The organism is Anabaena sp. WFMT (assembly GCF_051781005.1).
Lineage (GTDB): Bacteria > Cyanobacteriota > Cyanobacteriia > Cyanobacteriales > Nostocaceae > Anabaena.
This window is the reverse complement of the sequence record NZ_JBPWOA010000002.1, coordinates 13,579-37,131: the sequence shown is the minus strand read 5'-3', so window position 1 is coordinate 37,131 and position 23,553 is coordinate 13,579. Positions and strand designations below refer to the sequence as shown.

The following is a 23,553-nucleotide window of genomic DNA, read 5'->3' as shown; positions in this document are numbered from 1 at the left end:
TAATTGGTAATTGGTAATTGGTAATTCATAATTTTCTTTCAATTACGAATTACGAATTACGAATTACGAATTATTAATTACACACCAGACTCAATGGTTGGATATGGTTCGTCAGGTTGAACGCTTAACACTGCGCTGATATCAACTTTTTTCTCTTTTACGCCATAGTCGTAAGGGCCAGTGGTCAATACGGGCAGTTTTTCAAAATTCTCAATTGCTGGTGGTGAAGTGGTCATCCACTCTAGGGTCAGTGCTTGCCAAGGATTGTTACCAGCTTTAGGTCCGTATAACCAACTCCAAATGGCATTGATAATAAAGGGTAATGTGGAAATTGCGAGAATATAAGATCCGTAAGTACAGATTTCATTTAATGATGTGAATTTGGGGTCATATTGGGCAATACGGCGATTCATACCCATCATGCCTAACTTGTGCATGGGTAAGAAGGTCATATTTAGACCAACAATGGTTAAAACAAAGTGAACCTTACCCCAAAATTCATTGATCATTCTTCCCGTCATTTTCGGGAACCAGTGGTAGATAGCGGCAAAGATCCCTAAAACGCTACCACCGAAGAGAACGTAGTGGAGGTGTGCCACGACAAAATAAGTATCGTGAACGTGAATATCAAAAGGCACGGCTGCCAACATTACGCCACTGATACCGCCAATTACAAAGGTTCCTAAAAAGCCCATTGCAAATAACATGGGACTATTGAGGCGAATTTTGCCACCCCAAATGGTTGCTAACCAACCGAAAATTTTAATGCCTGTGGGTACAGCGATGATCATTGTGGTGATCATAAAAAACATCCGTAACCAGCCAGGGATACCGCTGGTAAACATATGGTGCGCCCAGACGATTAACCCCAAAAAGCTGATAGCTAGAGACGAAAAAGCGATCGCTTTATAACCAAAAATTGGTTTGCGAGCATGAACCGGCAGAATTTCCGAAATTGCCCCAAAAAACGGCAAAATCATGATGTAAACCGCAGGGTGGGAGTAAAACCAGAACATATGCTGGTACACCACCGGATCACCACCACCAGTCGGATTAAAAAATGTTGTCCCTGCCAATAAGTCAAAGGAAAGGAGAATCAACGCCCCCGCTAAAACTGGTGTTGATATCAATACCAGTGCAGAAGTTGCAAACATTGACCAACAAAACAAAGGCAGTTGATAGATACCCATGCTGGGAACACGCATTTTCAGCAGGGTGACGATAAAGTTAATCGCCCCCAAAATCGAAGACGTACCCAACAACAGCACACTCATGATCCAAATTGCTTCTCCCACTTGACCTGTTACCAAGCTCAAAGGAGGGTAGGAAGTCCAACCGGCATCTGGGGCATCACCCACTACTAAACTAGCAATGAGCAGGATACCAGCCGGGGGAATCATCCAAAAAGCCACAGCATTCAAGCGGGGGAAAGCCATATCCCTAGCCCCAATCATCAGGGGGATGAGATAGTTAGCAAAACCCGCCCCTGCTGGCACAATCCACAGGAAAATCATGATGGTGGCGTGGAGTGTAAACAGGCTGTTATAGACTTCTGGAGTGACAAAATCTACATCTGGAGTACGTAATTCTGTCCGCACCAAATCAGCCATCACGCCGCCAATGCAGTAAAAAATAAACGAGGTGACTAGGTATTGAATGCCAATCACTTTATGATCGGTACTAAAGCCAAAGAAGTCACGCCAATGTCTTTCCCCTTCTTCTTCAATATGAGCAGGGATATTAGCAGTTTCTTGTAACTGTGCTTGTGTCATAGTCAATTAGTCATTAGTTATTTAGTCATAGGTCATTAGCCGTTAACTTCGACTATCTAACCATTGACTCATGGTGAACTTGATGTAGCATTTCTGAATGAATTCCCATGTCCTTAGTGTAGGGGGCGAGAAATTCATCTGCGGATAAATCCGTCGAGTTAACGGCAACGGCTTGATTCAGCGTTTCTTTACTAGCAACTAGTTGTTCTTGCATCCAAGTGTCATAAGCCTCTTGGGACTCTACCACTACTTGGGTTTTCATAGCTCCGTGGTAGGGTCCACAAAGTTCAGCACAAATTAAGGTATACTCACCCACCTTATTGGGTGTGAAGCGAATCTCACTTTGTCTACCGGGGATCACATCTTGTTTGAGGCGAAATTCTGGAACCCAGAAGGCATGGATGACATCGTTAGCTGTCATGTTCATTTCCACTTGTTGACCAACAGGTACATGAAGTTCACCAGTTGTCACGCCTGTATCTGGGTAGGTGAAAATCCAAGCATACTGGAGTGCGGAGACGTTAATGACTAATTGTGATGGCTTTTCCCCTTGTTGGGGAGTGACATTATCTACTTGGGCAATCAGGTTGGGTTCGGTGCTAGGAGGTGTATCGCTTAAAGTGGCAGCAATAGCTGTTCCTGGCATTGACATTGATTCTTGCATCATCGGTGTTTCTGGGGCTGCATGGACTGCATGAGGATCAAAACCACCGATTTCGTTGTAGACATCAAAGCTGTAAACAGAAATACCGAGGACGATAATTGCTGGGATCGCCGTCCAGAGTATTTCTAGAGGTACATTACCCTCAATTGCTGGTCCATCTTCATTATCACCAGCACGGCGACGGTATTTAACTGCGGCGTAAATTAAAATACCTTCAACAAGTAGAAATATACCTGTAGAAACTATCATCATCGTGTTGAATAGACCATCTACTAAGACGGCTTCATCAGATGCGGCTGTGGGTAACAGACCGTGATTTTGACCGTACCAAAGGCTGGCTAGGGTTAGCACGATGCCAATGAGTAATGTCCAGATCGAACTTGGAATTTTCACGGCTTACTTAACTGAATTTACTACGTTATTTCAAAGTCACTCACTTACTAAGGTAGTGCAGACTATAAAATATGGGGTCTTAATCTCTGAAATTTTTATTAATTTTTTTAATAAGTTGAGTAATCTTGAGTAAAAGGGATTTATGTGATATTGCTAACAAAAAATGACAATTATATAGAAGAATTTTCCGAAAATTTTAGTAAATTCTTAAGAATTGCCATTAATTAATTATTCATATCTTAAAAAATACCTAAATCTTACAGATAAAAGTACCTGAAGTGATTCAAAGTATAAGTAAAAGCGGAAGCCAATCTATAAATCTTAGCTCATACGTTAGGGTGTAGATAGGTCTGGATTGACTCAGAATAGATAATTTATAAGAATATCTACCTCAAGCGGGCGGAAGGTATCGTTGATGAACGAATTTGTCCTACAACAACAAAATGAAGCGGCAGCCCAACACAATAGCCCCAAGGAAGTAATTCGTCGCTTGGTGTGGAAGATTTGCATAGCCACCTTGATTTTGATGGCCATAGGCAGTGCCACCCGCGTGATGAATGCTGGACTTGCTTGCCCCGATTGGCCTCTGTGCTATGGGGAATTGGTGCCAGCCAAGCAAATGAATCTCCAGGTGTTTTTGGAGTGGTTTCACAGATTAGATGCAGCTTTGATTGGTTTTAGCGCGATCGCACTTTCGGGTTTATCCTGGTGGCATCGTCGTGTTTTACCCAACTGGCTACCTTGGGCTTCTACATTTGCCCTGTTTTTAATCGTCTTTCAAGGCGTTTTGGGGGGACTTACCGTCACCGAATTGTTGCGGTTTGATATTGTTACCGCCCATTTAGGAACGGCGCTATTGTTTTTCACTACTCTCTTAGTCATCGGTACGGCTCTTAGCCCATATCAAGGGACGGGAACGGTTGGTAAGCTGCCTTGGGTGGGTTTAATTGCCTCTATTTTCGTTTACCTACAAAGTTTACTAGGGGCTGTTGTCGGTTCTCGCTGGGCTGCACACCAATGTTTTGGTGATTCTCAACTTTGTGGAGTGATGTACAGCCATATTGTGGGTTTGCTACCGCCAACGGTGGCTATTTTGGCAATAGTTTTTATCTCTTGGCGGACACCCGCTTTACATCCAGCTTTGCGCCGACTGGCAAATATGGCTGGTAGCCTGTTGATTTTACAACTGCTGTTGGGAGTTGCCACTTTCCGGCTACATCTACAAGTTGAACCTCTGACTGTGACTCACCAAGCTGTAGGTGCTACTTTGCTGGGTACTTTGGTGGTGTTCACAGTTTTATCACTCCGCGACAGAACACTTAGTCACCCAAGTTGCTAGTTATGTAGTTGTGGCTGGTAATTGGTGATTGGTGATTGGTAATGGGTAATGGGTAATGGGTAATGGGTAATGGGTAAAATTCACCTCTATTCCCTATCACCTGATAATTGATAACTGAGAAAGGAAGTAGAGCCAACATGATTGAGACTAATGTCTCTCGCCACCACGATACATTTTTACAAGTAATTCAAAGCTACTACCAGCTAACTAAGCCACGGATTATTCCGTTGCTGTTAATTACCACTGCTGGAAGTATGTGGATTGCTGCTCAGGGACAAGTAGACCCTTTGCTGTTGCTAGTAACACTGATTGGTGGTACTTTGGCTGCTGCTAGCGCTCAGACGATTAACTGTATCTATGACCGAGATATAGATTACGACATGGAACGGACGCGCCATCGTCCTATGCCTTCTGGTAGGGTTCAGCCCCGTGATGCTTTAATTTTTGCGATCGCTCTGGCTGTTGGTTCTTTTACCATCCTCACAGTATTTGCAAATTTATTAGCAGCACTTTTGGCTTTTTCTGGCATTATTTTTTACATTTTGGTCTATACCCACTGGCTGAAACGCCACAGCACTCAAAATATCGTCATTGGTGGTGCTGCGGGAGCAATCCCAGCTTTAGTCGGTTGGGCGGCTGTAACAGATACTTTAAGCTGGGCGGCCTGGCTAATTTTTGCGATCGTCTTTTTATGGACTCCGCCTCATTTCTGGGCTTTGGCTTTGATGATTCGTGATGATTACGCCAAGGTGGGCATACCTATGTTACCGGTGGTAGCAGGTGATGAAGCCACAGTACGGCAAATTTGGTATTACACGGTGATTACCGTAACTGCCACAGTACTATTGTTTTATCCTTTACACGCCAGTGGTGTTGTCTATGCCTTTGTGGCTTTGACATTGGGGGGAATATTTGTTCACAAAGCCTGGCGCTTGCTGCAAAATCCCGAAGATAGGACTACAGCTAGAGAGTTGTTTCTTTATTCCATCTCCTACATGATGCTGTTGTGTCTGGCGATGGTGGTTGATAGTTTACCGATTACTCACAGTTTGGTAAGTGCTGTGGTTAATCTGTTTAGTTAGTAGGAAGAGCGATGGGCTACGCCCCGCAGGATGCGATCGCATGAAGGTAACTGCCGAAAGCGATCGCATTTCTTTGTTCTGAGGATGCGATTCCTAGGTCGCGCTACGCGCTTTTTTTAACGCAGAGGGTCGCTGAGGTTTATTTATAATTTTTACATGGGTTTGTAGAGGAAATATAACCATAGGGATCGCATTGAGAAGAGCAAATTGCTCAAAAGCCAGCATCTCAGTAGTCACAAAGCTAATTCACCACACAGATTGAAGGCTGTGATATTATGGGAGACTGCTGCATACATTTAGAAAAAATCACAATTTAATCGCTCATGGCTCTGACGCAACAGCGCAAACAAGAACTCATTTCTGGCTACCAAGTCCATGAAACCGACACCGGTTCGGCCGATGTCCAAATCGCTATGTTGACTGATCGCATTAACCGCCTCAGTCAACATCTCCAAGCTAATAAGAAAGACCATTCCTCCCGCAGAGGATTATTGAAGATGATTGGACAACGCAAGCGTCTTCTCAGCTATATCCAAAAGGACAGTCGGGAAAAGTATCAAGCTCTGATTGCTCGTCTCGGTATTCGTGGTTAGGAATTGCTGCTTATGCCTGCTGAAGAATCAGAACGTAGTCGCTTACCTTTTGAGCCAAACAAAAAGCGCCCAAAACCAGTAAAGGCTAAAACTCAACCCGCCCCCAAGCCACAGGAGTCTGGTAAACAGACGCAAAAGCAGCCACCCTTCACCAAGGAAGAAATGGCTATTCCTGAGGTTGTCAGCCAACGGATGATCCGCCGAGTGGCTGTGTTTTGTGGTGTACCCACAACTTTGGGTATTGTCAGTCTTGTTGCTAGTTATCTACTGGTCATATATGCCCACATCCAACTACCTCCCATCGCTGTGTTATTGGTGAATATGGGATTATTTGGTTTAGGGGTATTGGGGATAACCTATGGTGTTCTTTCTGCTTCTTGGGATGAAGAAAGACCTGGAAATTTAATAGGTTTAGGTGAGTTTAGTACCAACTGGGGAAGGATGATCGAGGTTTGGCGCGAAACTCGCAGCAAGAACGTCTGAGAATCGGCGCTCAGGTATCCAGATAACTGCAATATTGGGTAAATTGAAGAATGAATGTTGAAGTTGAAATTTTATCACTTCAACATCAATATTAAGAAAAATATATATCGTCTTGTTTATACCCAATATTCAGAAGAAAGTACCGAGCGCTACATTTTTTTTAATATATTTTCTCGTTTAATTATTTAGAGCTTGCTGTTCGCGTAGCGTGCCGTTAGGCATAAAAGTCTTTCCGTTAGAGCTAGGAGTCAGTGGTTCGACTTCGCTCACCAACCAGTCAGGAGTCAGGAGTCAGGAGGAAGAATTAGAAGTAGATCAGAATATTCTCAAATCTGGGTAAATGAACGGTTTTTGATGATTTCATCGCTTATTTCTTGCACCTTCTCCTACTTTTTTCAGCCTGAGACTGTTGATATATCTAGGTTTTTGGTTTATTCAGCAAGCCCTATTTAGTAATTCCACTGGGCAAAAATTAAATGCACCTCAAGTATTTAGGGACTTATAAATATAGGACTTACGCATTGACAAAATCTATCAAATATGGATTATGGATTTTATCTCTTGTAGGGTGTGGTTCGGCAAGCTCACCAACCACGTCAGACCCGAATAATTTAGCACACAACAGATTTTCTCTATCTGACGCACCGCACTAATTAGCCCGAATTTCTCACCAAAATTCTCAAACCCTTATAAAATCCGGATTCTGGAGTTTCACACTGCATCAAAAATCAACCCCGTAAAAAATGCCTGAAACCGATTCTTTATCCGGGTTATACAAATTGCGATTACATTGTTTGTGAGAAATACGGGATTAGGTTGGCGTTAAAAATTGTCGTTGGGATTCAGGCAGAGAGCTTTCTAACAGGGGGAGGAAAAAGTCGTTTTGATGCAGTGAAATTGGATAATTTATTTTTTAGTATCCCCTTAGTAAATATTCCTCTGACTCCTAAATTCTTACTAAATCAAAATTACTGAATCGCTAAATAATTTACCCAAATACATAGGAACTTTAACATGATTGTTGTTATGAAAGTTGGTTCCCCACAAGCTGAGATAGACCGTGTTGAAGAAGAATTAACTAGCTGGGGATTAACACCAGAAAAAATCATTGGCAAGCATAAGGTAGTAATAGCTCTAGTAGGTGAAACTGCTAATTTAGACCCCTTGCAAATTCAGGAACTGAGCCAATGGATTGAGCAAGTTTTACGAGTAGAAGTACCCTACAAGCGGGCTAGTCGGCAGTTCCGTCATGGGGAAGCTTCGGAGGTGGTGGTGAAGACTCCCGATGGAAATGTGGTCTTTGGTCAACATCATCCTTTGGTCGTTGTGGCAGGGCCTTGCTCTGTAGAAAATGAAGAAATGATTGTGGAGACGGCTCGGCGTGTTAAGACTGCGGGCGCTAAGTTTTTGCGTGGTGGGGCATACAAACCCCGGACTTCACCTTATGCTTTTCAAGGTCACGGCGAAAGTGCTTTGGAATTGTTAGCTAAGGCGCGGGAAGTCAGCGGACTTGGCATTATTACCGAAGTTATGGATACTGAAGACTTGGAGAAAATTGGGGAAGTTGCTGATGTCATCCAAGTGGGTGCGAGAAATATGCAGAATTTCTCCATGCTGAAGAAAGTTGGGGCGCAACCGAAACCAGTTCTTTTAAAACGAGGCATGGCGGCGACAATTGAAGACTGGTTAATGGCGGCTGAGTATATTCTGGCTGCGGGTAATCCTAATGTGATTTTGTGTGAACGGGGAATTAGAACTTTTGACCGCCAGTATACCCGCAATACTCTAGATTTGTCGGTTGTGCCTGTGTTGAGAAAGCTAACTCACCTACCAATTATGATTGATCCCAGTCATGGTACTGGTTGGTCTGAATTTGTTCCTTCTATGGCTATGGCTGCGATCGCAGCTGGTACTGATTCTCTCATGATTGAGGTACATCCCAATCCTGCCAAAGCCTTATCTGACGGGCCTCAATCTTTGACACCAGACAAGTTTGATCATTTGATGCAAGAGTTGGCAGTGATTACCAAAGTCATGGGACGCTGGCCGCAACCTGCTGCTGTAGCAGTTTAAAAAAACGAACTCGTAATTTGTAATTGGGCTAATAATTACGAATTACGAATTACGAATTACGAATTACCTTCTTCTGCTTCTACTACCAAATCCAGAAGACCGGCTACCAGAAGAACGTCCACCACTACCAAAACTACTACCAGAATTGCGACGAGGAGTAGAGTTAGAGTTACCGGAAGGACGGAGGGTACTACCACCAAAACCGGAACCAGTCGCTCTACCTGTATTTGTGCGGGGTGTCGTCCGAACCTGTCTAGAGGGATTTCTAATTGTCCCCGTAGTGCGGAAAGCAGTGCGATTTCTCACGGCTGCGGGTGGTTCATTGTAGCGAGTGCGATAGCTGGAAACCGCTTGGTCATAGGTAGAACCATATCCACCGTAACCACTCATAATCCCACCTGACTGATAAACAGGAGGCACATAGTACTGAGGTCTAAATAAAAGACTACCAATTGCTTGACCTGCGACGTTACCAGCTAAAGAAGCGGCAAAGGGTGTCCAGAAGTTAGATTCTCGGCGAACAACAACGGTTTCCTGTTGTCCTGTTTGGGGATTAGTTTTGGTTTCAGTGACGTTATGAACGTACTCAATTTTAAAATCTTCTGTCAGGTATAAAGCTGGTTCTCCTTTTTCTACTTTTAAGTAAGTTTTTTTACCCTCTTTGATTTCTTCATCAGTCAGCCGTGCCATTTGTAATTTTTCGGTAGCAAAGGTTGGGGGCTGACTATTGAGTAAAAACAGCGTATACTCCCCGTTGGCATCGTTATAAGTGGCTTGTTGTACAGGATACTGTCCATCACTTATCTTGGTAGGGGTAGCAGTTTGGCTAACATTTTTCGTTCCAGATGAAGATGTAGTTTGGTTTCCACCTCCGCAGGCGACGGTTGTTAAGCACAAGGTCAGAGATAAAAAGATGACTGTAAATTTACGTGCTATGGTCATGAGCATTACATGATTTTCCTAAAGTGATCTTTGCAGGTGGTAAATATAGACTAACCAAAAAGTTATAAGGGAATCAATTCAGGAAAATACTGCAATAACTGATCGTTAGTCAGTTCGTCTCCTAACTGGGCGGGTGAAAAATGCACTTGGATAGCTTGGAGGTTATGTTTGTAGTGCAGATTGATGATAGCTTTGAAACCTTCTTTTAATGCCTGGATGTTAGAAAGGTCCGTTTCTAATTGCGGTACTTCTCCCTCATAAGCCACTGTTAGCATGACAACTACATTGCGGGTGACAGGGATAGATAAAGGTTCATCGAAACCAGATGCCGAACTGAAATCTGGTTCACTGAGATATCTTTGGGCTGAGTCGGTAAATAATTCATTGACATAATCTCCTGCTTCTCCTTCACTCCAAAAAACATCACCTTCATTAGCTGCTGATGTCCAGTAGTCATCATATTGGAGGAGGTTTTGGCAAATTGTGACCAATTCTTCTCCCAAAACTTCCAAATCGCCTTCAGCGGCCATTGCTTGCCGTGCGGCACGATTGAGTACACCCAGAACTGGTGCTACTTCACCCCCGCTTAAGTGCAGGAATAGACGACAGACGACATAGCGAGTTTTCCCCATCATTCGATTCAAGCGATCGCGCATTTTCTTGTTCCTGTAATTTATTTATTGAGCAATTATCACCAATCACTGCTGGTTAATGACATAAAAACCTTTGACAAAATCCATTGTCATTTTTAACGAAGGCATAATATATTCTGATTCATCAGATTTATCATCATTTAAAGTAATAATAGTACGATTCACAAATCGTTTCCCAAAGTTGGGATGATCATAAACAGTCAAACATTGAGCATTAGAATTTGTTAAAATCGTCTGGGTTGGTGCTTTAAAGAATTTTAATTTCGCCGCTACTTCTAAATTTTTTTTCGTCTGTTTAATGTTTTTACATTTATGCATAGCTTCCTCTAGTAGGAAGATGAGTTTTTTAACAAGTGCTGGTGATTTAAAACTCTGGTTATTCATCGCTTCTTGACGCATCATATCTACCATCATGTAGATATTTTTTTGAGTGGCACTGGCATCTTTAAAAGGTAGAATTGCCATAAAAGCAGTTGATAATAAATTTTCGTCTCTATCTACTCTAAAAGTAAAAACGGTTCTGCGGCTGCCGTTTTCCACACTAGCTGGTTGTATCATTGCCTCATATTCTTGAGCAATTTGGTAATAAGCACCAGCGAGAACAAAATTCGCCTCATGCTCTAATGGTAAATCAACAATAATGCGAATTGTGGGTGGAGTGGCATTAAAAAAGTCTCTTGATTCATCACCATTAAAATTTTGAATGATTGTGCGATCGCCTGTAGCAGACAAATCAACCCATTCGCATTTGATACCTTCAGTTTTTAAACCAAAACGAGGGGTAGCATAAAGTTTAGAACCAGTTAAGGTACAGCCTGTTAAGTCAGCGCCCATCCATTCAACTTTAATTAATTTGGCCTGAGTTAAGTTAGCGTGTACTAAACTCGCATTTGTTAAATTAGCATTACTCAAGTCCGCCCCGGTTAAGTTAGCTCCACTCAGTTTTGCTCCGCTCAAATCCGCCCAACTCAGGTTTGCACCTCTCAAATCTGCCCAACGAAGATTTACCCCGCTTAAATCTGCTCCACTAAGGTTAGCCATACAAAAATTGGCTTGTCTGAGTTCACTGTCTCGTAAATTTGCTCCACTCAAGTCACAGGAAGTCAAATCAGAGGCGTTTAAGTTAGCCATTTCTAAATTAGCTTCTTGAAGACAAGCACCTCTTAAGTTGGCTTCACTCAAATTGGCGTAACGGAGATTCGCTTGTCGGAGTGTAGCTTCTCGTAAGTCAGCATGGTTGAGATTGGCCTCACACATATCAGCACGACTGAAATTAGTGCGAATTAACTCAGCTCGCACAAAGGAAGCATGACGTAGTTGAGTGCGACTGAGATCAGCTCGAATCAAATTGGCAACGTTGAGGCTAGAGTTGTTGAGAATAGAACCAGAAAGATTGGCGCTACTCAGTCTGGCTACATTGAACTTAGTTTCACTGAAGTTACCATCGTTGAGAGTCGCACCACTCAGGTTAGCTACGCTCAAATTAGCTTGGCTGAGATTAATGCCGGTTAGTTTAGCACCACTCAGGTTAACTTCTGGTAGGTAAGCGCCACTAAAATCTAAAACTCCCGTCGCATATTTTGCTAGTAATTCCTCTATGGTCATGAATCTACCTCTCAGATGCCAACCTTAATAGTTGGTAAAGTATGCAGAGAATAAGTCAAATTTTAGTTGTCAGCGGTAAAAATGAAAATTGGTATTTTGGGACTGGGACTGATAGGTGGCTCATTAGGATTTGATTTACGTTCCCAAGGAAATCATGTTCTAGGAGTTAGTCGCCGTGAATCAACCTGTAAAAAAGCTATTGATCTCGGCATTGTCGATCAAGCTTCAGTGGAATTGAGCCTGTTGGCTGCTGCTGATATTGTGTTTATTTGCACTCCGATAGGACTTATTGTTCCCCAAGTTGAACAGTTAATTGCTTATTTACCTGCGACTACTATTGTCACTGATGTAGGTTCAGTAAAAACACCTATAGTAGAAGCGATTTCCCCGCTTTGGAATAATTTTATTGGTGGTCATCCTATGGCGGGAAATACGGATGCAGGTATAGAAGCAGCACAACGAAATTTGTTTGTGAATCGTCCTTATGTACTGACACCAGTAGCTACAACGCCAACTGATGCAATTTCAGTTTTAGAGGAAATTGTGCGATCGCTAGGTTCTATTATCTACCATTGTCAGCCAGAAAAACATGACCGGGCGGTGAGTTGGATTTCCCATTTACCTGTCATGGTTAGTGCCTCTTTGATGGCTGCTTGTTTGAGTGAAACAGATCCAGAAATTTTTCAATTAGCCCAAAACCTAGCTAGTTCAGGATTTTGTGATACCAGCCGTGTTGGTGCTGGCAATCCAGAATTAGGAGTAATGATGGCACAATATAATCGTCAAGCATTGATTAATTCACTACATCAATATCGTCAAAACCTAGATGAATTTATTGACTTGATTTCACAAGAAAAGTGGCTTATTTTAGAAGACAAACTCAAGTTAAATCAACAAAATCGTCCTAAATTTTTGGAATAAGTAGTCAGGGCGTACTGCACTACGCCCCTACTTGCTGCATAGTGAAAGTCAAACAGTTTTAGATTGTTCAAATCCAAAATCTCAAAATACTACACAGAGTTGTGTGTCGTTTAGCGCAGATGAAGCAGGATTTTTGTATCAGTTAGACAGATCATTCTCTCCATAAAGCAATACCACCTAATAACCCGGTGATATTAGGAATTAGTTTCACGTTTAAAGGTAAATTCATGTTGACGCGCACAGCTTCACCACCACCGATGTAAAGACAATCATAGTTAAAGAGACGTTGTAAAGATGCGATCGCTCTCTGTAATCGCTTATTCCATTTTTTATCCCCAATTTTTTCTAAAGCAGCACGTCCTAGCTGTTCTTCATAGGTGTCCCCTTTGCGAAACGGATGATGTCCCATTTCCATATTCGGAACCAGCTTTCCATCTACAAACAAAGCCGAACCGAAACCAGTACCAAGTGTGATGACTAATTCCACACCTTTACCTGCAATTGCTCCTAGTCCCTGCATATCTGCATCATTAATCACTTTCACAGGTTTATTTAGCCGTTCAGATAGTGCTGTTGCTAAATCAAATCCAATCCAATCAGCATTCAAATTCACCGCTGTTTCTGTGACTCCACTGCGAACTACACCGGGAAAACCTACTGAAACCCGATGATATTCACCTTGAGATGCAGCTAACACAGCAATGGCATTAATCACCACTTCTGGTGTCGCGGGTTGGGGTGTTTCTAACCTTCCCCGTTCTGTTAACGGTTTCCCGGTGATATCCAAAACCATAACTTTGACACCACTACCCCCAATATCTACTGAGAGTGTGCGAACTGAACCGTTATCTTCCACCATTGGGTTTTTCCCTCCTGCTGCAACTTCTTTCGATATTATGCGCTGCTAAATTCCAGTCAGTAGGATATTTTTTCAGAGTCTTCAGCTTTTAATTGACAAACTTCCAAATAAAAAATATCCCGTACTCAATACTCAATACTCGGTACTCACCCATTACCCATGACTATAAATCTCTATCGTCACTCTCATCTAGATTTGCTAGTGTAGAGGTAGTGCAAAAATGCCTGATAGTAGCATAGCTCTCTATTAAAATTCTTATCAGAGAAAGCATTATGACGACCTTTGAATCTAACAGTCTGCGTTCTTATAGCCAAGAAGAGGTACAGCAAATTCTACAACTAGCGATCGCTCGTCAAACCAATGATCGTGATCAAGAATTTTCCTATCAACAAATTATAGAAATTGCTGCTGAGTTACAAATATCACCAGATGATGTAAAACAAGCACAAATTGACTGGATAGCCCAACAAAGCCAAGTACAACAACGTCAAGCTTTTGACCTTTACCGCCGCAGTAAATTTCAAAAACGTTTGGGTAATTATGCCATTATCAACGGATTTTTAATACTAATTGACTTCGTTGGCGGTGCTAGTCTTTCTTGGTCATTGTACATTTTATTATTCTGCGGACTAGCGATTTTTCTTGATATCTGGAATACCTTTCAAAGTAAAGGTGAAGAATATGAAATCGCTTTTCAAAAGTGGAATCGTAAGCATCAAATCAAACAAACTCTGAATACAGTTTTGAATAAATGGTTTAAGGCATTCCAGACATATTAAAATAATTCGTAATTCGTAATACCGCTACGCAGCAGAAACAGGACTAACGCACTGAAACAGAGAACTGTCATTCTGAGCGCAGCGAAGAATCTCTCCAGAAGTTGAAACGCCTATTCTACCGTTCTCAACTTGGCTGAGTGCGTAAGTCCTAAAAAAGTTACGTAATTAATTTTGTCATGGAAATTTATACCTCTACAATTAATTCACAATATTCAGTTGCAGAAAGATTTATAGCGGTATTCATATCAGTGATGTACAGTTCGCCAAGCCTGTAGGGCGGGGTTTCCCCACCCTTTATCGTCTTGCATCCAACCAATAACCGCCATATCACATAATTATAGTAGTTTTTATAACAAAATCTAGTTGAGAATTACATTTAAAAATCAAAATTTCCATGAATATTGTTTGTTGATAAATCATTAACATATACATCAAATATTGTCTTGGCAATTTGACCAGTTTTTAAATTATGGTTGTTGTATGATCGTAAAACAATTAATTTTATGGCTCTTGTTGTTTTTCCATATTGAGAAAAACAGATGAAAATTTACGAATGTTGAATATAATAAGTAATTCCCCAATCCCCCAGCAGGTTTATCTACCGTCCAAGTATGCAAGAGTCTATTAAATGTAGGGAAAATGCGGAATAAACTTAGCATTATTTATCATGCAGTCACTTCTCTTTGCTCATGATCTGCTGTTTAAATCCCGATTGTCAAAAACCTCAAAACCCAGATGGAAAACAGTTTTGTCATAGTTGTAATACCCCACTATTACCACTGTTGAGAAATCGTTTCCGTGTCATCCGTGTGCTGTCAGATGAAGGGGGATTTGGTAGAACTTATCTTTCCGAAGATACCGATAAATTAAATGACTGTTGTGTAGTTAAACAGTTAGCACCAAAATTTCAAGGAACTTGGTCACAAAAAAAAGCAATGGAGTTGTTTAGCGAAGAAGCAAAGCGACTTCGAGAACTAGGAGAACACCCACAAATTCCTACTCTATTAGCTTACTTTGAGCAAGATAACTGTTTGTATTTAGTACAACAGTTTATTGATGGAAATAATTTATTAAAGGAGTTACAGTTACGTAAAACCTATAGAGATTGGGATATTCAATCTATTTTGCTGGATTTATTACCTATTCTCAAATTTATTCATAGCCGAGGAGTTATTCATCGAGATATCAAGCCAGAAAATATCATTCGGCGTAAAAGTGATGGCAGATTAACTTTAATTGATTTTGGTTCTTCTAAACAATTAACAGCCAGAGTTCAGAAAAAAAATGGTACTTCAATTGGTTCGCATGGTTATTCTTCAATTGAACAAATCAGAGATGGTAAAGCCTACGCTGCTAGTGATTTATTTAGTTTGGGGGCTACCTGCTTTCATTTGCTCACGGGAATTTCTCCTTTTCAATTGTGGATGGAACATGGGTATAGTTGGGTAAAAAATTGGCAAGATTATTTGCGATGTCCGCTGAGTCATGAATTAGCACAAATTATTGATAAGCTGTTACAAATAGATATTCAAAATCGCTATCAATCGGCTGATGATGTCATCAAAGATTTGAGTAAACAATATACACATTTATTAGCACCAGCTAGTAATTCATTTTTAGCCGTACCCGCTAAAAAAACAGGTGCTTATCCACAAAAATATATTTTTCTGAGAAATTCATTTTTAGTAGTTGCAACAATTTTATTTTTGGGTTTGGGAGAATTTGGTTATAGACATTTTCACCAACTACAAACTGCTATTTTGGCTAGATTTATTTCATCGCCAAATAGTAATGCTACTAATGATGCAATTTTCTATCAATCTCCACAGGAATCTTCAGAAAAATTTTCTTTAGTAAAAACTATTTCCGAACCAAACAACTCAGTTTTATCTGTTGCTATTAGTCCAGATTCTCAGACTATTGCTAGTAGTGGTAATGGCATCATTAAATTATGGAATATTACTACAGGTCAAGAAGTTACATCTCTACCAGGACATACACGAAATGTAAATGTAGTAGCTATTAGTCCAGATGGCAAAAATCTGGTTAGTGGTAGTGATGACAAAACAATTAAAATTTGGAATTTAAGCACAAAAAAGTTAAGTTATACCCTAAAAAGTCATACTGATTCAGTTCATGCTTTAGCTATTAGCAAGGATGGAAAAACTCTGGTAAGTGCTAGTGATGACAAAACAATTAAAGTCTGGAATTTAGCTACAGGAAAGCTAATTCGCACTCTCAAAGGTCATTCTTACTGGGTGCGATCTGTGGCTATCAGTCCCAATGGTGTCACCCTAGCAAGTGGTAGTTTTGATAAGACGATTAAACTATGGAATATTACTCAAGAAAAGTCAATTCATCAATTAACCCCAAATTCGCAAACGGTGACATCTCTAGCTTTTAGCCCAGATGGTAAAATTCTTGCTAGTGCTAGTCGCGATCGCAAAATTAAATTATGGGATATTGGTACAGGTAAGGTAATTCATACTCTCACAGGACCAGATCACAATGTGACTACTGTCGCTTTTAGCCCAGATGGTAAAATTCTCGCTAGTGGCAACCGGGATTGTCTGGAGTGCGATACCTTGAATCAACCCATTCATGATAATATTAAACTATGGGATGTCGTCACAGGCAAGGAATTAACCGCATTGACAGGACATATTAATACAGTCACATCTCTGGCTTTTAGTGCTGATGGTAAAACCTTAGTCAGCGGTGGCGAGGATAATAAAATTAAGATTTGGCGTTTTTCTCAGTAACATTTCCTGCGGAAACGCTAGGTAATTAAAAATTAATCAAAACTACTGAAATTTATCGCGTTCCCAATCATCAATCACTTTTTGCAAATACCATTCCTCTGACATCCCTGGATAAACATCTTTTTTTTGTTGAATTAATCTTTGTGCCATTTCCCAATATCCACCAACCATGCGTAACAGTCTTTGACGTAATAGGTTATATGTGGCTTTATTTGTTTCTGGGATAGACGACTTGATTTTTTGTAGGCTATTTAATACTTGTTGATAATTCTGCCAATCTTCTTGTTCACAATAGATACTAGCTGCTTTCTGATAATCTGCGATCGCATTTTGCATTTCTTCTAAAAAAGTGTAAGCAATACCACGATTGTAGTAAGATAATGCGTCATCAGGATTAATTTTTAAGGCTTGGGCATAATCTTGAATTGCCCCTAAGTAGTTACCCATTGACCGATAAATATTTCCCCTAGCAACATATCCTAAAACATCTTCAGGTTGCATTTTCAGGGCTTGATTCATATCAGCTAATGCCCCTTGATGATCTCCTAATTGAGAACGGGCTTTGCCACGATTTCGATAAACAACAGCATCTTGAAAATTTAGTTGTAATGCTTGATTAAAGTCGGCAATTGCTTCCCGATAATTACCAATTTTACAATATACAACTCCACGACAGCAATAAGCTTGGGCATCTTGGGAATCAGCTTTTAATATCCAGTTTAAATCAGCAATTGCTTCTCGTGTATCTCCATGTTCTGCTTTTTCTAATAATTGCGTGAAGTAATCCTTAGTGGATATAATTGGTGCAGGTTTTGAATTAACTGGATTTGTTACAGGTTGTGGTTTTGGTTGTAGCTGTTTAATTTTTTCTAAACAGAGACGACAATTTTTTGTATTTTTTTGTTCTAAATATAATTCTGCGGCTTTTTTAAAATTAGCGATCGCATTTTGAATATTTCCCTGTTTGCGCTGCACTATACCCCGTAAGTCATAAGCAGCAGCATAATTAAGATTAAGCTGAATCGCTTTCTCTACATCTTCTAAAGAACCAGGTAGATTTTTTAGTGTTAACCTTGCTAAAGCACGACAATAATAAGCTTCTCCATTTTTAGGATCTAGCTTGATAGCTTCAGTATAATCAGAGACGGCTTGAAGAATTATACCTGAGTCATAATATGCCAAACCTCTTTTTACATAAACTGAACTAAAGTAAGGATCATCTTGTATAACAAGATTAAAATCCTCTATCGCACCAGCATAATCTTTTTGTTGAGCTTTTTCTAAGCCTCGATTATAAAATTCCTGATTCATAGGTTTAAAATCATGCAATGTATATGTAGCTTTTCCTAGTCTAATGAAGTACAAAAATATCTGCGTTTATTTGCGTCCATCTGCGTTTAATTATTACTGTGTCTACCTCACTTGAATGGGAATTGCTATAAGTCAGCTAACGGGAAATTTGGGAATTTAGTATTTTTGAGATATTTGAATTTGCATATAAACCTCACATTTTGGGTTCAATTACCGAGGATAATGCTTTGCTAAAAACTCTCGTGCTTCCGCTTCATCCTTAATAATACCATCTAGAGTAGCACTGAGTAAATCATCAAGAATTTGCTTATATAATGGACTAGGTTTATAACCTAACTGTTTTAAGTCATTGCCATTTAACAAAGGTTGTTTGTTTGCTAAAGTAGTTAAAAAATACCAAATCTTCCGTCTAATTTTTCTGGGACTTTTGGCAGCGATTAAAATCAAAGTTTGTATATCATATTTTTGCAGTAAATTGACAACTTGACTAGGAAATTGTAAATTCGGCAAAAATGTCATTACCGTTGTTTGCATTTCTGCTAAATTCTTTAATCTGGCAATACTATCATCCCCTAATTGTAGATTTTTAGCTACCTTTGCTCTATATTTTGGTTCTAAGTGAGCTATTAATACTTCTAAGCGCAGTTGCCAATGATGTAGATTATATTGTTTGTCAAATTTTCGCAAACAAATTTTTAATAAATGTAATTCTTGTAAAATAGCAGCATCTAATTTTAGGCTAGAATGGATACATTGCAATGCCCCTAAATTATCTAATAACTCTAAAGCTGATTGCCAATAGGGGGCTTCAAGGATATGTTTTAGTTCTGTTTTTAACCGAGTTTGCAAAGCGGGTGTTTTAGTATTTTCTTGGGAAGTTCGATCATAAACACCGCTATTGATTGCATAGCGAATATATTCTTCAGTCCGCTGTTCAATTGCAAATCCAAATCGCACTGCAAAACGAACACCACGATAAATACGAGTAGGATCTTCTATAAAACTATTAGCGTGTAAAGTCCGAATTTGCTTTGCTTGTAAATCTAGTAAACCACCAAAAAAATCAAGTAATTCACCAGCACGGGGAGATGTTAGCCTTAATGCCATAGCATTAATAGTAAAATCCCGACGATATAAATCTTGACGAATTGAACTGGCTTCTACTTCTGGATTTGCGGCTGGGTAGGGATAAAATTCTGTTCTAGATGTGGCAATATCTATCCATAATGAGTCTAATTCTGGGTCTTTATGCCACAATAATGCAGCAGTTTGAAATGCACCATGAATTTCTAAACGGGCATTGGTGTAAATCTGTTGGAGTGCTTTTGCTAATTCCACACCTGCACCTACATCTGCCGATTTATGAAAACCATCAACTACTAAGTCAATATCATTAATCATCAAAGTGCCGGTTTCTGCTTCTGCTAATAGCAAATCTCGCACTGCACCACCAACTAAATAAAGATGCCAACCGCGTTTTTCTGCTTCTTTTGATGCGGTAGTTAGTAGTTGCCAAAGTTGGGGAGCTAGTTTATTTTGTAATTGTGGCAGATTAATATTAATTTCACCATCTTTTTGTATTTCCCCATCAACCACATCTACTTGATGTAATTCCCTTAAAACATCGGTACGGGTGACAATGCCAACGAGATTTTCGTTTTCTAATACTGGTAAACGTCCAATATCATAAGTCACCATCAAGGACTCAATTTGTGGCAAGGTGGTATCTGGGGTGATGGTTTTTAAATTGGTTGTCATGTAGCCTTTAACTGGTGCATGACTAAAGCCGTGATGCAATGCAATATCTAAGTCACGCCGAGAAATTATACCAACTAATTGCCCGTGAGGATTGACGACAGATAAACCAGAATGTCCGTAACGCAATAAAATTCTTTGCGCTTCAGCTATTGTGGTTTCAGGACGAATGGTGCGGACTGGGGAAGACATTAAATCTCTGGCTGTGGGGGGATGGGGAATTTGTGCTTTTAACCCATCTAGGAGTTGCTGTAAGATTGGCTGTGAGTCTTTCGTGCGAATATTTAGGGAAGCGGCTTGAGAATGTCCACCACCGTCAAATATTTGAAATAAAAGGTTGAGATTTGTACCGGAAATGTGCGATCGCCCAATTACCGTTAATCGCCACTCATCATCGTCACCCAAAGCATATTCATTTGCCAACAATATGGCATCAATTTCTGTTAATTCGACCAATTCTGAAGCTAAACTTGATAACCCCGGCACAAAGCAATCTGTTCTTAATGTCACCCAAGCGATAGTATATCCCCGTAGACAAATATAATCTAAAGTTTCTAAAGCCTGAGTTAATAATTGTTGTAATTGTGGCGATAAACCAGGATCACGATAAGTGGAAATTACTGATAAACTCGCTCCCTGTTGCATCAACCACGCTAACGCTAAAGCATCTCTGGGTGTAGATTGGTCATAGGTTAACGAACCTGTATCGACATGAATACCCAAAGCCATCACAGTTGCTTGGGACGAATTTAAAGAAATATGACGTTTTTGTAATTCTTCCACCATTAAGGTAGTCGTAGCACCCACCTGATCAACATATAATTGCGTCGTGGGAATATCGCTATCTTGTCCGAGGTGATGGTCATAAACTATAATTTCTTGGACATTGGGTAAATCGAACCATTCAGCAGCTTTGCCCAAGCGATCGCGCTGTTGAGTATCCACAACCCTCAAAGAACGAATCTTTTCTGGATTTACCGCACGTCTTTCAATCAGCGGATACTCATCCCGATGCAACGCTAAAAAATCTCTCACAGGTGGATGCGCTCCCCCAGTTAGCACAATCTTACTACCTGGTAGCAGACAAGTTAACCCAACAGCCGCCCCCAAAGCGTCAAAATCAGCAGTTGTGTGGCAAAGAATCAAATCCATAATTATTATTAAATTTTGTAACGGTGATTTAAACCCCCAGAATTAGTTAAACTCCCGAACTCCTTTCCCTCAGCACACTTCTCTATGGTAAAATGCACTTGCTGCAAAGCACAGAAAAATTAGTTTCGTTGAATAATTTTACAAAAAAGCTCCTAGGGCATAGGACTTTAAAGCTCAGTTAATGTCTTCAAAGAAGAGTCGCCCAGATGCCCACATTCACCGGAAATCGAGTCTGTGGAGTATATCACGCATCAGAAAGACTTAAAATATAAAGTTATCAGGAAACACCTAGTGATTTCACATGGGTAACTGATACACCTAATCAGTCCATTATGGAACAGGATTGGGAAATGCCACAATTTAGCTATTTTGGGGAAAGTAAAAATGACCTTAGTATTCCAATTTGCTTTAGTATCTCTAGTTCTGATGTCTTTTGTCCTAGTTGTTGGTGTACCTGTTGCTTACGCTACACCTCAAAATTGGGTTGAATCTAAAAAACTGCTGTGGGTTGGTTCTGGAGTCTGGACTGTCTTAGTGCTTTTAGTCGGTATATTAAACTTTTTTGTGGTGTAGGCGACGGCTGCAAACAGGCACAAGCACATAACATAAAAAACTAGAGGGGCAGAAAAGTTAACGTAGAAGGTTAGAGAAGAAAAAGAGAAATTTTCTTTTTCCTTATGCCTTTTTCCTGAGCGTGCTTTCCTGCTCCTCTATCTTGAACACAGAAAAGTGTATTGGCTAAGAATTTATAGTTAATTTAAGAGGCAGTCATGGCAGTTTTTGAGGGAAATTTTACTCAAACAGAGCCTTTGCGGTTTGCAATGGTGATTGGTCGATTCAATGACTTAGTTACTCTCAAACTGGTGGAAGGATGTCAAGATTGTCTAAAACGTCATGGTATAAATCCTGATCCTCAAGGCAATCAAGTAGACTATGTTTGGGTTCCAGGAAGTTTTGAAGTTCCTACCGTAGCTCGTCAATTGGCACTCTCCCAACGTTATGATGCCATAATTTGCCTGGGTGCAGTTATTAAAGGACAAACACCCCATTTTGATTATGTATCATCTGAAGTAGCTAAGGGTATTGCTGCTGCGAGCTTTCAAACTGGTGTCCCCGTGATTTTTGGCATTTTGACAACGGATACAATGCAGCAGGCATTAGAGCGAGCAGGAATTAAAAGTAATCATGGCTGGGATTATGCCATGAATGCCATAGAAATGGCCAGCCTGATGCGTAATTTACGCTCTAACCTAGCAGAACCCTATGCTCGTAATGCCCAATCTTTACCAGCCGCAATACAAAACCCTGTTGGTTCAGAGGTGGTTTAGGGACTAGCCCTATGGCTAACGCCACGCTACGCTATCGACTTTGTGCAGGGTGCAGGGTGCAGGGGGAGAATTATTATCTATAACCCATTACCCATTACCCATTACCAAAAAAAATAAATTTAGGGGTTGACAAACTGGGATAAAGCTGAGATACTGATATTAATGTGAAAGTTGCGGGTATAGCTCAGTGGTAGAGCGCAACCTTGCCAAGGTTGATGTCGCGCGTTCGAATCGCGTTACCCGCTTTTAGAATTATTAATATCAAAGTAAAACTCAGGTTGTTTGACATCTGACCTAGTTTGTCTAAATCACAGAAAAGCAATAGGCAAGGTAAATTTGATGTGTTGTCTTGTAGCGCCAGCATATTCAAGTTGTACGAGGATAGCAGTGTAGCTGAATTTTTTCAGGTTGGGTATTTTGTCAAGTTAAAAATAGCGACTTCAAGGCAGCCAGAAATATACTATAAGTAGTCCTAACTGTGGCTATATCCACTACGACTAAAACTAACTTATGAAAGCAGCGCTGAACGAGGTGAGGTTTTCCTTCTGGCAGCAACTGCTGTGGAGAACTCCGCTAATGACGCTGATTTGTAGAAATAAGTAATCCAAGAAGCAATTCTGGGAATCACTACCAAAAACTGTTAAGAAAAACTCGCTCAAGTTATTTATATCGCTTGTGCCATCTCAAAAACCTGAAAAAATAGATTTCAATACGGAGTATAGCTGTCCTTGCCGTCGCCGGGGACAGTTAATACCGATTACGCTGACAGAAGCATTTGGTTGCGATCGCTGTCAGCAAATATTCGTTGTCGAAGATAATGGCTATAGATTGGAGCAACTTTCCACCACCTATCCCTATAAAAGGGCTTGGCGCTGGACAGGGAATAGCTGGAATGTGATCCAACCCAGGTTGGGAGAAAGCTATCTACCGATAGCTTTAGGCATTATTTTTGTGCTAGTGATTATATGGCTACCATTAGCACTACGATTGGCAAATGGCTCTAGCATTATTGCTTGGGCGATAGTGGCTGTGCTATTGGCTATTTTGCCAGCAATTATGGTCTGGCTTACCTACAGACGTTAACTCA

At 40.5% G+C, this 23,553-nt stretch carries 20 protein-coding genes and 1 tRNA gene; 13 read left to right on the top strand and 8 right to left on the bottom strand.

All coding sequences use genetic code 11. From position 1 onward, the window contains the following. Nucleotides 1-77: 77 nt before the first annotated feature. Nucleotides 78-1,772, bottom strand: a complete 1,695-nt coding sequence (ctaD, locus tag ACSQ6I_RS00410; protein WP_438888250.1) for a cytochrome c oxidase subunit I — start codon at nt 1,770-1,772, stop codon at nt 78-80. Nucleotides 1,773-1,824: 52 nt separating this feature from the next. Beyond that, on the bottom strand, nt 1,825-2,829 hold the full coding sequence (locus tag ACSQ6I_RS00405; RefSeq protein ID WP_438888249.1) for a cytochrome c oxidase subunit II: 1,005 nt from the start codon (nt 2,827-2,829) through the stop codon (nt 1,825-1,827). Between the two features lie 415 nt (nt 2,830-3,244). Here ACSQ6I_RS00405 and ACSQ6I_RS00400 point away from each other — a divergent pair, with 415 nt between their 5' ends. The 6 genes from ACSQ6I_RS00400 (at nt 3,245) to aroF (ending at nt 8,399) form a co-directional block, all read left to right on the top strand. After that, entirely contained in the window at nt 3,245-4,168 is a 924-nt protein-coding gene (locus tag ACSQ6I_RS00400; RefSeq protein WP_438888247.1) for a COX15/CtaA family protein, read from the top strand. Between the two features lie 137 nt (nt 4,169-4,305). Next, nucleotides 4,306-5,250 (top strand): heme o synthase, encoded by a 945-nt coding sequence (locus tag ACSQ6I_RS00395; protein WP_438888246.1) that lies wholly within the window; start codon nt 4,306-4,308, stop codon nt 5,248-5,250. Between the two features lie 323 nt (nt 5,251-5,573). Beyond that, nucleotides 5,574-5,843 carry a 30S ribosomal protein S15 gene (gene rpsO / locus ACSQ6I_RS00390; protein ID WP_438888245.1) on the top strand — a complete coding sequence of 90 codons (270 nt, stop codon included), beginning with the start codon at nt 5,574-5,576 and terminating at the stop codon, nt 5,841-5,843. Nucleotides 5,844-5,855: 12 nt separating this feature from the next. Beyond that, entirely contained in the window at nt 5,856-6,326 is a 471-nt protein-coding gene (locus ACSQ6I_RS00385) for a PAM68 family protein (RefSeq protein WP_438888244.1), read from the top strand. 208 nt (nt 6,327-6,534) lie between these two features. Beyond that, the gene (locus ACSQ6I_RS00380; protein ID WP_438888243.1) at nt 6,535-6,666 is read left to right on the top strand and encodes a hypothetical protein; all 132 of its coding nucleotides are present in this window, start codon (nt 6,535-6,537) and stop codon (nt 6,664-6,666) included. A 674-nt stretch (nt 6,667-7,340) separates the two neighbouring features. Continuing rightward, the gene (aroF, locus tag ACSQ6I_RS00375) at nt 7,341-8,399 is read left to right on the top strand and encodes a 3-deoxy-7-phosphoheptulonate synthase (protein WP_438888242.1); all 1,059 of its coding nucleotides are present in this window, start codon (nt 7,341-7,343) and stop codon (nt 8,397-8,399) included. Nucleotides 8,400-8,462: 63 nt separating this feature from the next. Here aroF and ACSQ6I_RS00370 read toward each other — a convergent pair whose 3' ends face one another. From ACSQ6I_RS00370 to ACSQ6I_RS00360, 3 genes are read right to left on the bottom strand one after another with little or no spacing between them, the layout of a single operon-like run. After that, nucleotides 8,463-9,347, bottom strand: a complete 885-nt coding sequence (locus ACSQ6I_RS00370; protein ID WP_438888241.1) for a hypothetical protein — start codon at nt 9,345-9,347, stop codon at nt 8,463-8,465. A gap of 56 nt (nt 9,348-9,403) precedes the next feature. Beyond that, entirely contained in the window at nt 9,404-9,997 is a 594-nt protein-coding gene (locus ACSQ6I_RS00365; protein WP_438888240.1) for a DUF1517 domain-containing protein, read from the bottom strand. Nucleotides 9,998-10,039: 42 nt separating this feature from the next. Next, complete coding sequence (locus ACSQ6I_RS00360) at nt 10,040-11,599, bottom strand: pentapeptide repeat-containing protein (protein ID WP_438888239.1); 1,560 nt, start codon at nt 11,597-11,599, stop codon at nt 10,040-10,042. Between the two features lie 81 nt (nt 11,600-11,680). Between ACSQ6I_RS00360 and ACSQ6I_RS00355 the strand changes: the two genes are divergently transcribed. Then, the gene (locus ACSQ6I_RS00355; RefSeq protein WP_438888238.1) at nt 11,681-12,520 is read left to right on the top strand and encodes a prephenate/arogenate dehydrogenase; all 840 of its coding nucleotides are present in this window, start codon (nt 11,681-11,683) and stop codon (nt 12,518-12,520) included. Between the two features lie 151 nt (nt 12,521-12,671). Here the strand turns inward: ACSQ6I_RS00355 and ACSQ6I_RS00350 are convergent, their stop codons facing one another. After that, nucleotides 12,672-13,379, bottom strand: a complete 708-nt coding sequence (locus ACSQ6I_RS00350; protein ID WP_438888237.1) for an ROK family protein — start codon at nt 13,377-13,379, stop codon at nt 12,672-12,674. Nucleotides 13,380-13,651: 272 nt separating this feature from the next. On the opposite strand from ACSQ6I_RS00350, the gene ACSQ6I_RS00345 reads away from it, so the two are divergent. Continuing rightward, nucleotides 13,652-14,158, top strand: coding sequence for a 2TM domain-containing protein (locus ACSQ6I_RS00345; protein ID WP_438888236.1), 507 nt, complete (start codon nt 13,652-13,654; stop codon nt 14,156-14,158). A gap of 689 nt (nt 14,159-14,847) precedes the next feature. Further along, a complete protein-coding gene (locus ACSQ6I_RS00340) occupies nt 14,848-16,920 on the top strand; it encodes a protein kinase domain-containing protein (protein WP_438888235.1) in 2,073 nt (690 codons plus the stop codon). 42 nt (nt 16,921-16,962) lie between these two features. Here the strand turns inward: ACSQ6I_RS00340 and ACSQ6I_RS00335 are convergent, their stop codons facing one another. After that, complete coding sequence (locus ACSQ6I_RS00335; RefSeq protein WP_438888233.1) at nt 16,963-18,231, bottom strand: tetratricopeptide repeat protein; 1,269 nt, start codon at nt 18,229-18,231, stop codon at nt 16,963-16,965. A 210-nt stretch (nt 18,232-18,441) separates the two neighbouring features. Continuing rightward, nucleotides 18,442-21,138 carry a CBS domain-containing protein gene (locus ACSQ6I_RS00330; protein WP_438888232.1) on the bottom strand — a complete coding sequence of 899 codons (2,697 nt, stop codon included), beginning with the start codon at nt 21,136-21,138 and terminating at the stop codon, nt 18,442-18,444. Nucleotides 21,139-21,522: 384 nt separating this feature from the next. Between ACSQ6I_RS00330 and psbZ the strand changes: the two genes are divergently transcribed. The 4 genes from psbZ to ACSQ6I_RS00310 all read left to right on the top strand — a co-directional run bounded on the left by psbZ (nt 21,523) and on the right by ACSQ6I_RS00310 (nt 23,549). Continuing rightward, entirely contained in the window at nt 21,523-21,711 is a 189-nt protein-coding gene (psbZ, locus tag ACSQ6I_RS00325) for a photosystem II reaction center protein PsbZ (RefSeq protein WP_015216746.1), read from the top strand. A gap of 197 nt (nt 21,712-21,908) precedes the next feature. Further along, nucleotides 21,909-22,466, top strand: a complete 558-nt coding sequence (gene ribH, locus ACSQ6I_RS00320) for a 6,7-dimethyl-8-ribityllumazine synthase (protein WP_438888231.1) — start codon at nt 21,909-21,911, stop codon at nt 22,464-22,466. A 173-nt stretch (nt 22,467-22,639) separates the two neighbouring features. Next, nucleotides 22,640-22,711 (top strand) — tRNA-Gly (locus tag ACSQ6I_RS00315). A gap of 430 nt (nt 22,712-23,141) precedes the next feature. Then, a complete protein-coding gene (locus ACSQ6I_RS00310) occupies nt 23,142-23,549 on the top strand; it encodes a hypothetical protein (RefSeq protein ID WP_015216744.1) in 408 nt (135 codons plus the stop codon). Nucleotides 23,550-23,553: the final 4 nt, after the last annotated feature.

Excerpts from the sequence above, each read along its gene's own strand:
- ctaD (WP_438888250.1), bottom strand. The coding sequence starts at position 1,772 with ATGACACAAGCACAGTTACAAGAAACTGCTAATATCCCTGCTCATATT.
- ACSQ6I_RS00400 (WP_438888247.1), top strand. The coding sequence starts at position 3,245 with ATGAACGAATTTGTCCTACAACAACAAAATGAAGCGGCAGCCCAACAC.
- ACSQ6I_RS00395 (WP_438888246.1), top strand. The coding sequence starts at position 4,306 with ATGATTGAGACTAATGTCTCTCGCCACCACGATACATTTTTACAAGTA.
- rpsO (WP_438888245.1), top strand. The coding sequence starts at position 5,574 with ATGGCTCTGACGCAACAGCGCAAACAAGAACTCATTTCTGGCTACCAA.
- ACSQ6I_RS00385 (WP_438888244.1), top strand. The coding sequence starts at position 5,856 with ATGCCTGCTGAAGAATCAGAACGTAGTCGCTTACCTTTTGAGCCAAAC.
- aroF (WP_438888242.1), top strand. The coding sequence starts at position 7,341 with ATGATTGTTGTTATGAAAGTTGGTTCCCCACAAGCTGAGATAGACCGT.
- ACSQ6I_RS00370 (WP_438888241.1), bottom strand. The coding sequence starts at position 9,347 with ATGCTCATGACCATAGCACGTAAATTTACAGTCATCTTTTTATCTCTG.
- ACSQ6I_RS00365 (WP_438888240.1), bottom strand. The coding sequence starts at position 9,997 with ATGCGCGATCGCTTGAATCGAATGATGGGGAAAACTCGCTATGTCGTC.
- ACSQ6I_RS00360 (WP_438888239.1), bottom strand. The coding sequence starts at position 11,599 with ATGACCATAGAGGAATTACTAGCAAAATATGCGACGGGAGTTTTAGAT.
- ACSQ6I_RS00355 (WP_438888238.1), top strand. The coding sequence starts at position 11,681 with ATGAAAATTGGTATTTTGGGACTGGGACTGATAGGTGGCTCATTAGGA.
- ACSQ6I_RS00350 (WP_438888237.1), bottom strand. The coding sequence starts at position 13,379 with ATGGTGGAAGATAACGGTTCAGTTCGCACACTCTCAGTAGATATTGGG.
- ACSQ6I_RS00345 (WP_438888236.1), top strand. The coding sequence starts at position 13,652 with ATGACGACCTTTGAATCTAACAGTCTGCGTTCTTATAGCCAAGAAGAG.
- ACSQ6I_RS00340 (WP_438888235.1), top strand. The coding sequence starts at position 14,848 with ATGATCTGCTGTTTAAATCCCGATTGTCAAAAACCTCAAAACCCAGAT.
- ACSQ6I_RS00335 (WP_438888233.1), bottom strand. The coding sequence starts at position 18,231 with ATGAATCAGGAATTTTATAATCGAGGCTTAGAAAAAGCTCAACAAAAA.
- ACSQ6I_RS00330 (WP_438888232.1), bottom strand. The coding sequence starts at position 21,138 with ATGGATTTGATTCTTTGCCACACAACTGCTGATTTTGACGCTTTGGGG.
- psbZ (WP_015216746.1), top strand. The coding sequence starts at position 21,523 with ATGACCTTAGTATTCCAATTTGCTTTAGTATCTCTAGTTCTGATGTCT.
- ribH (WP_438888231.1), top strand. The coding sequence starts at position 21,909 with ATGGCAGTTTTTGAGGGAAATTTTACTCAAACAGAGCCTTTGCGGTTT.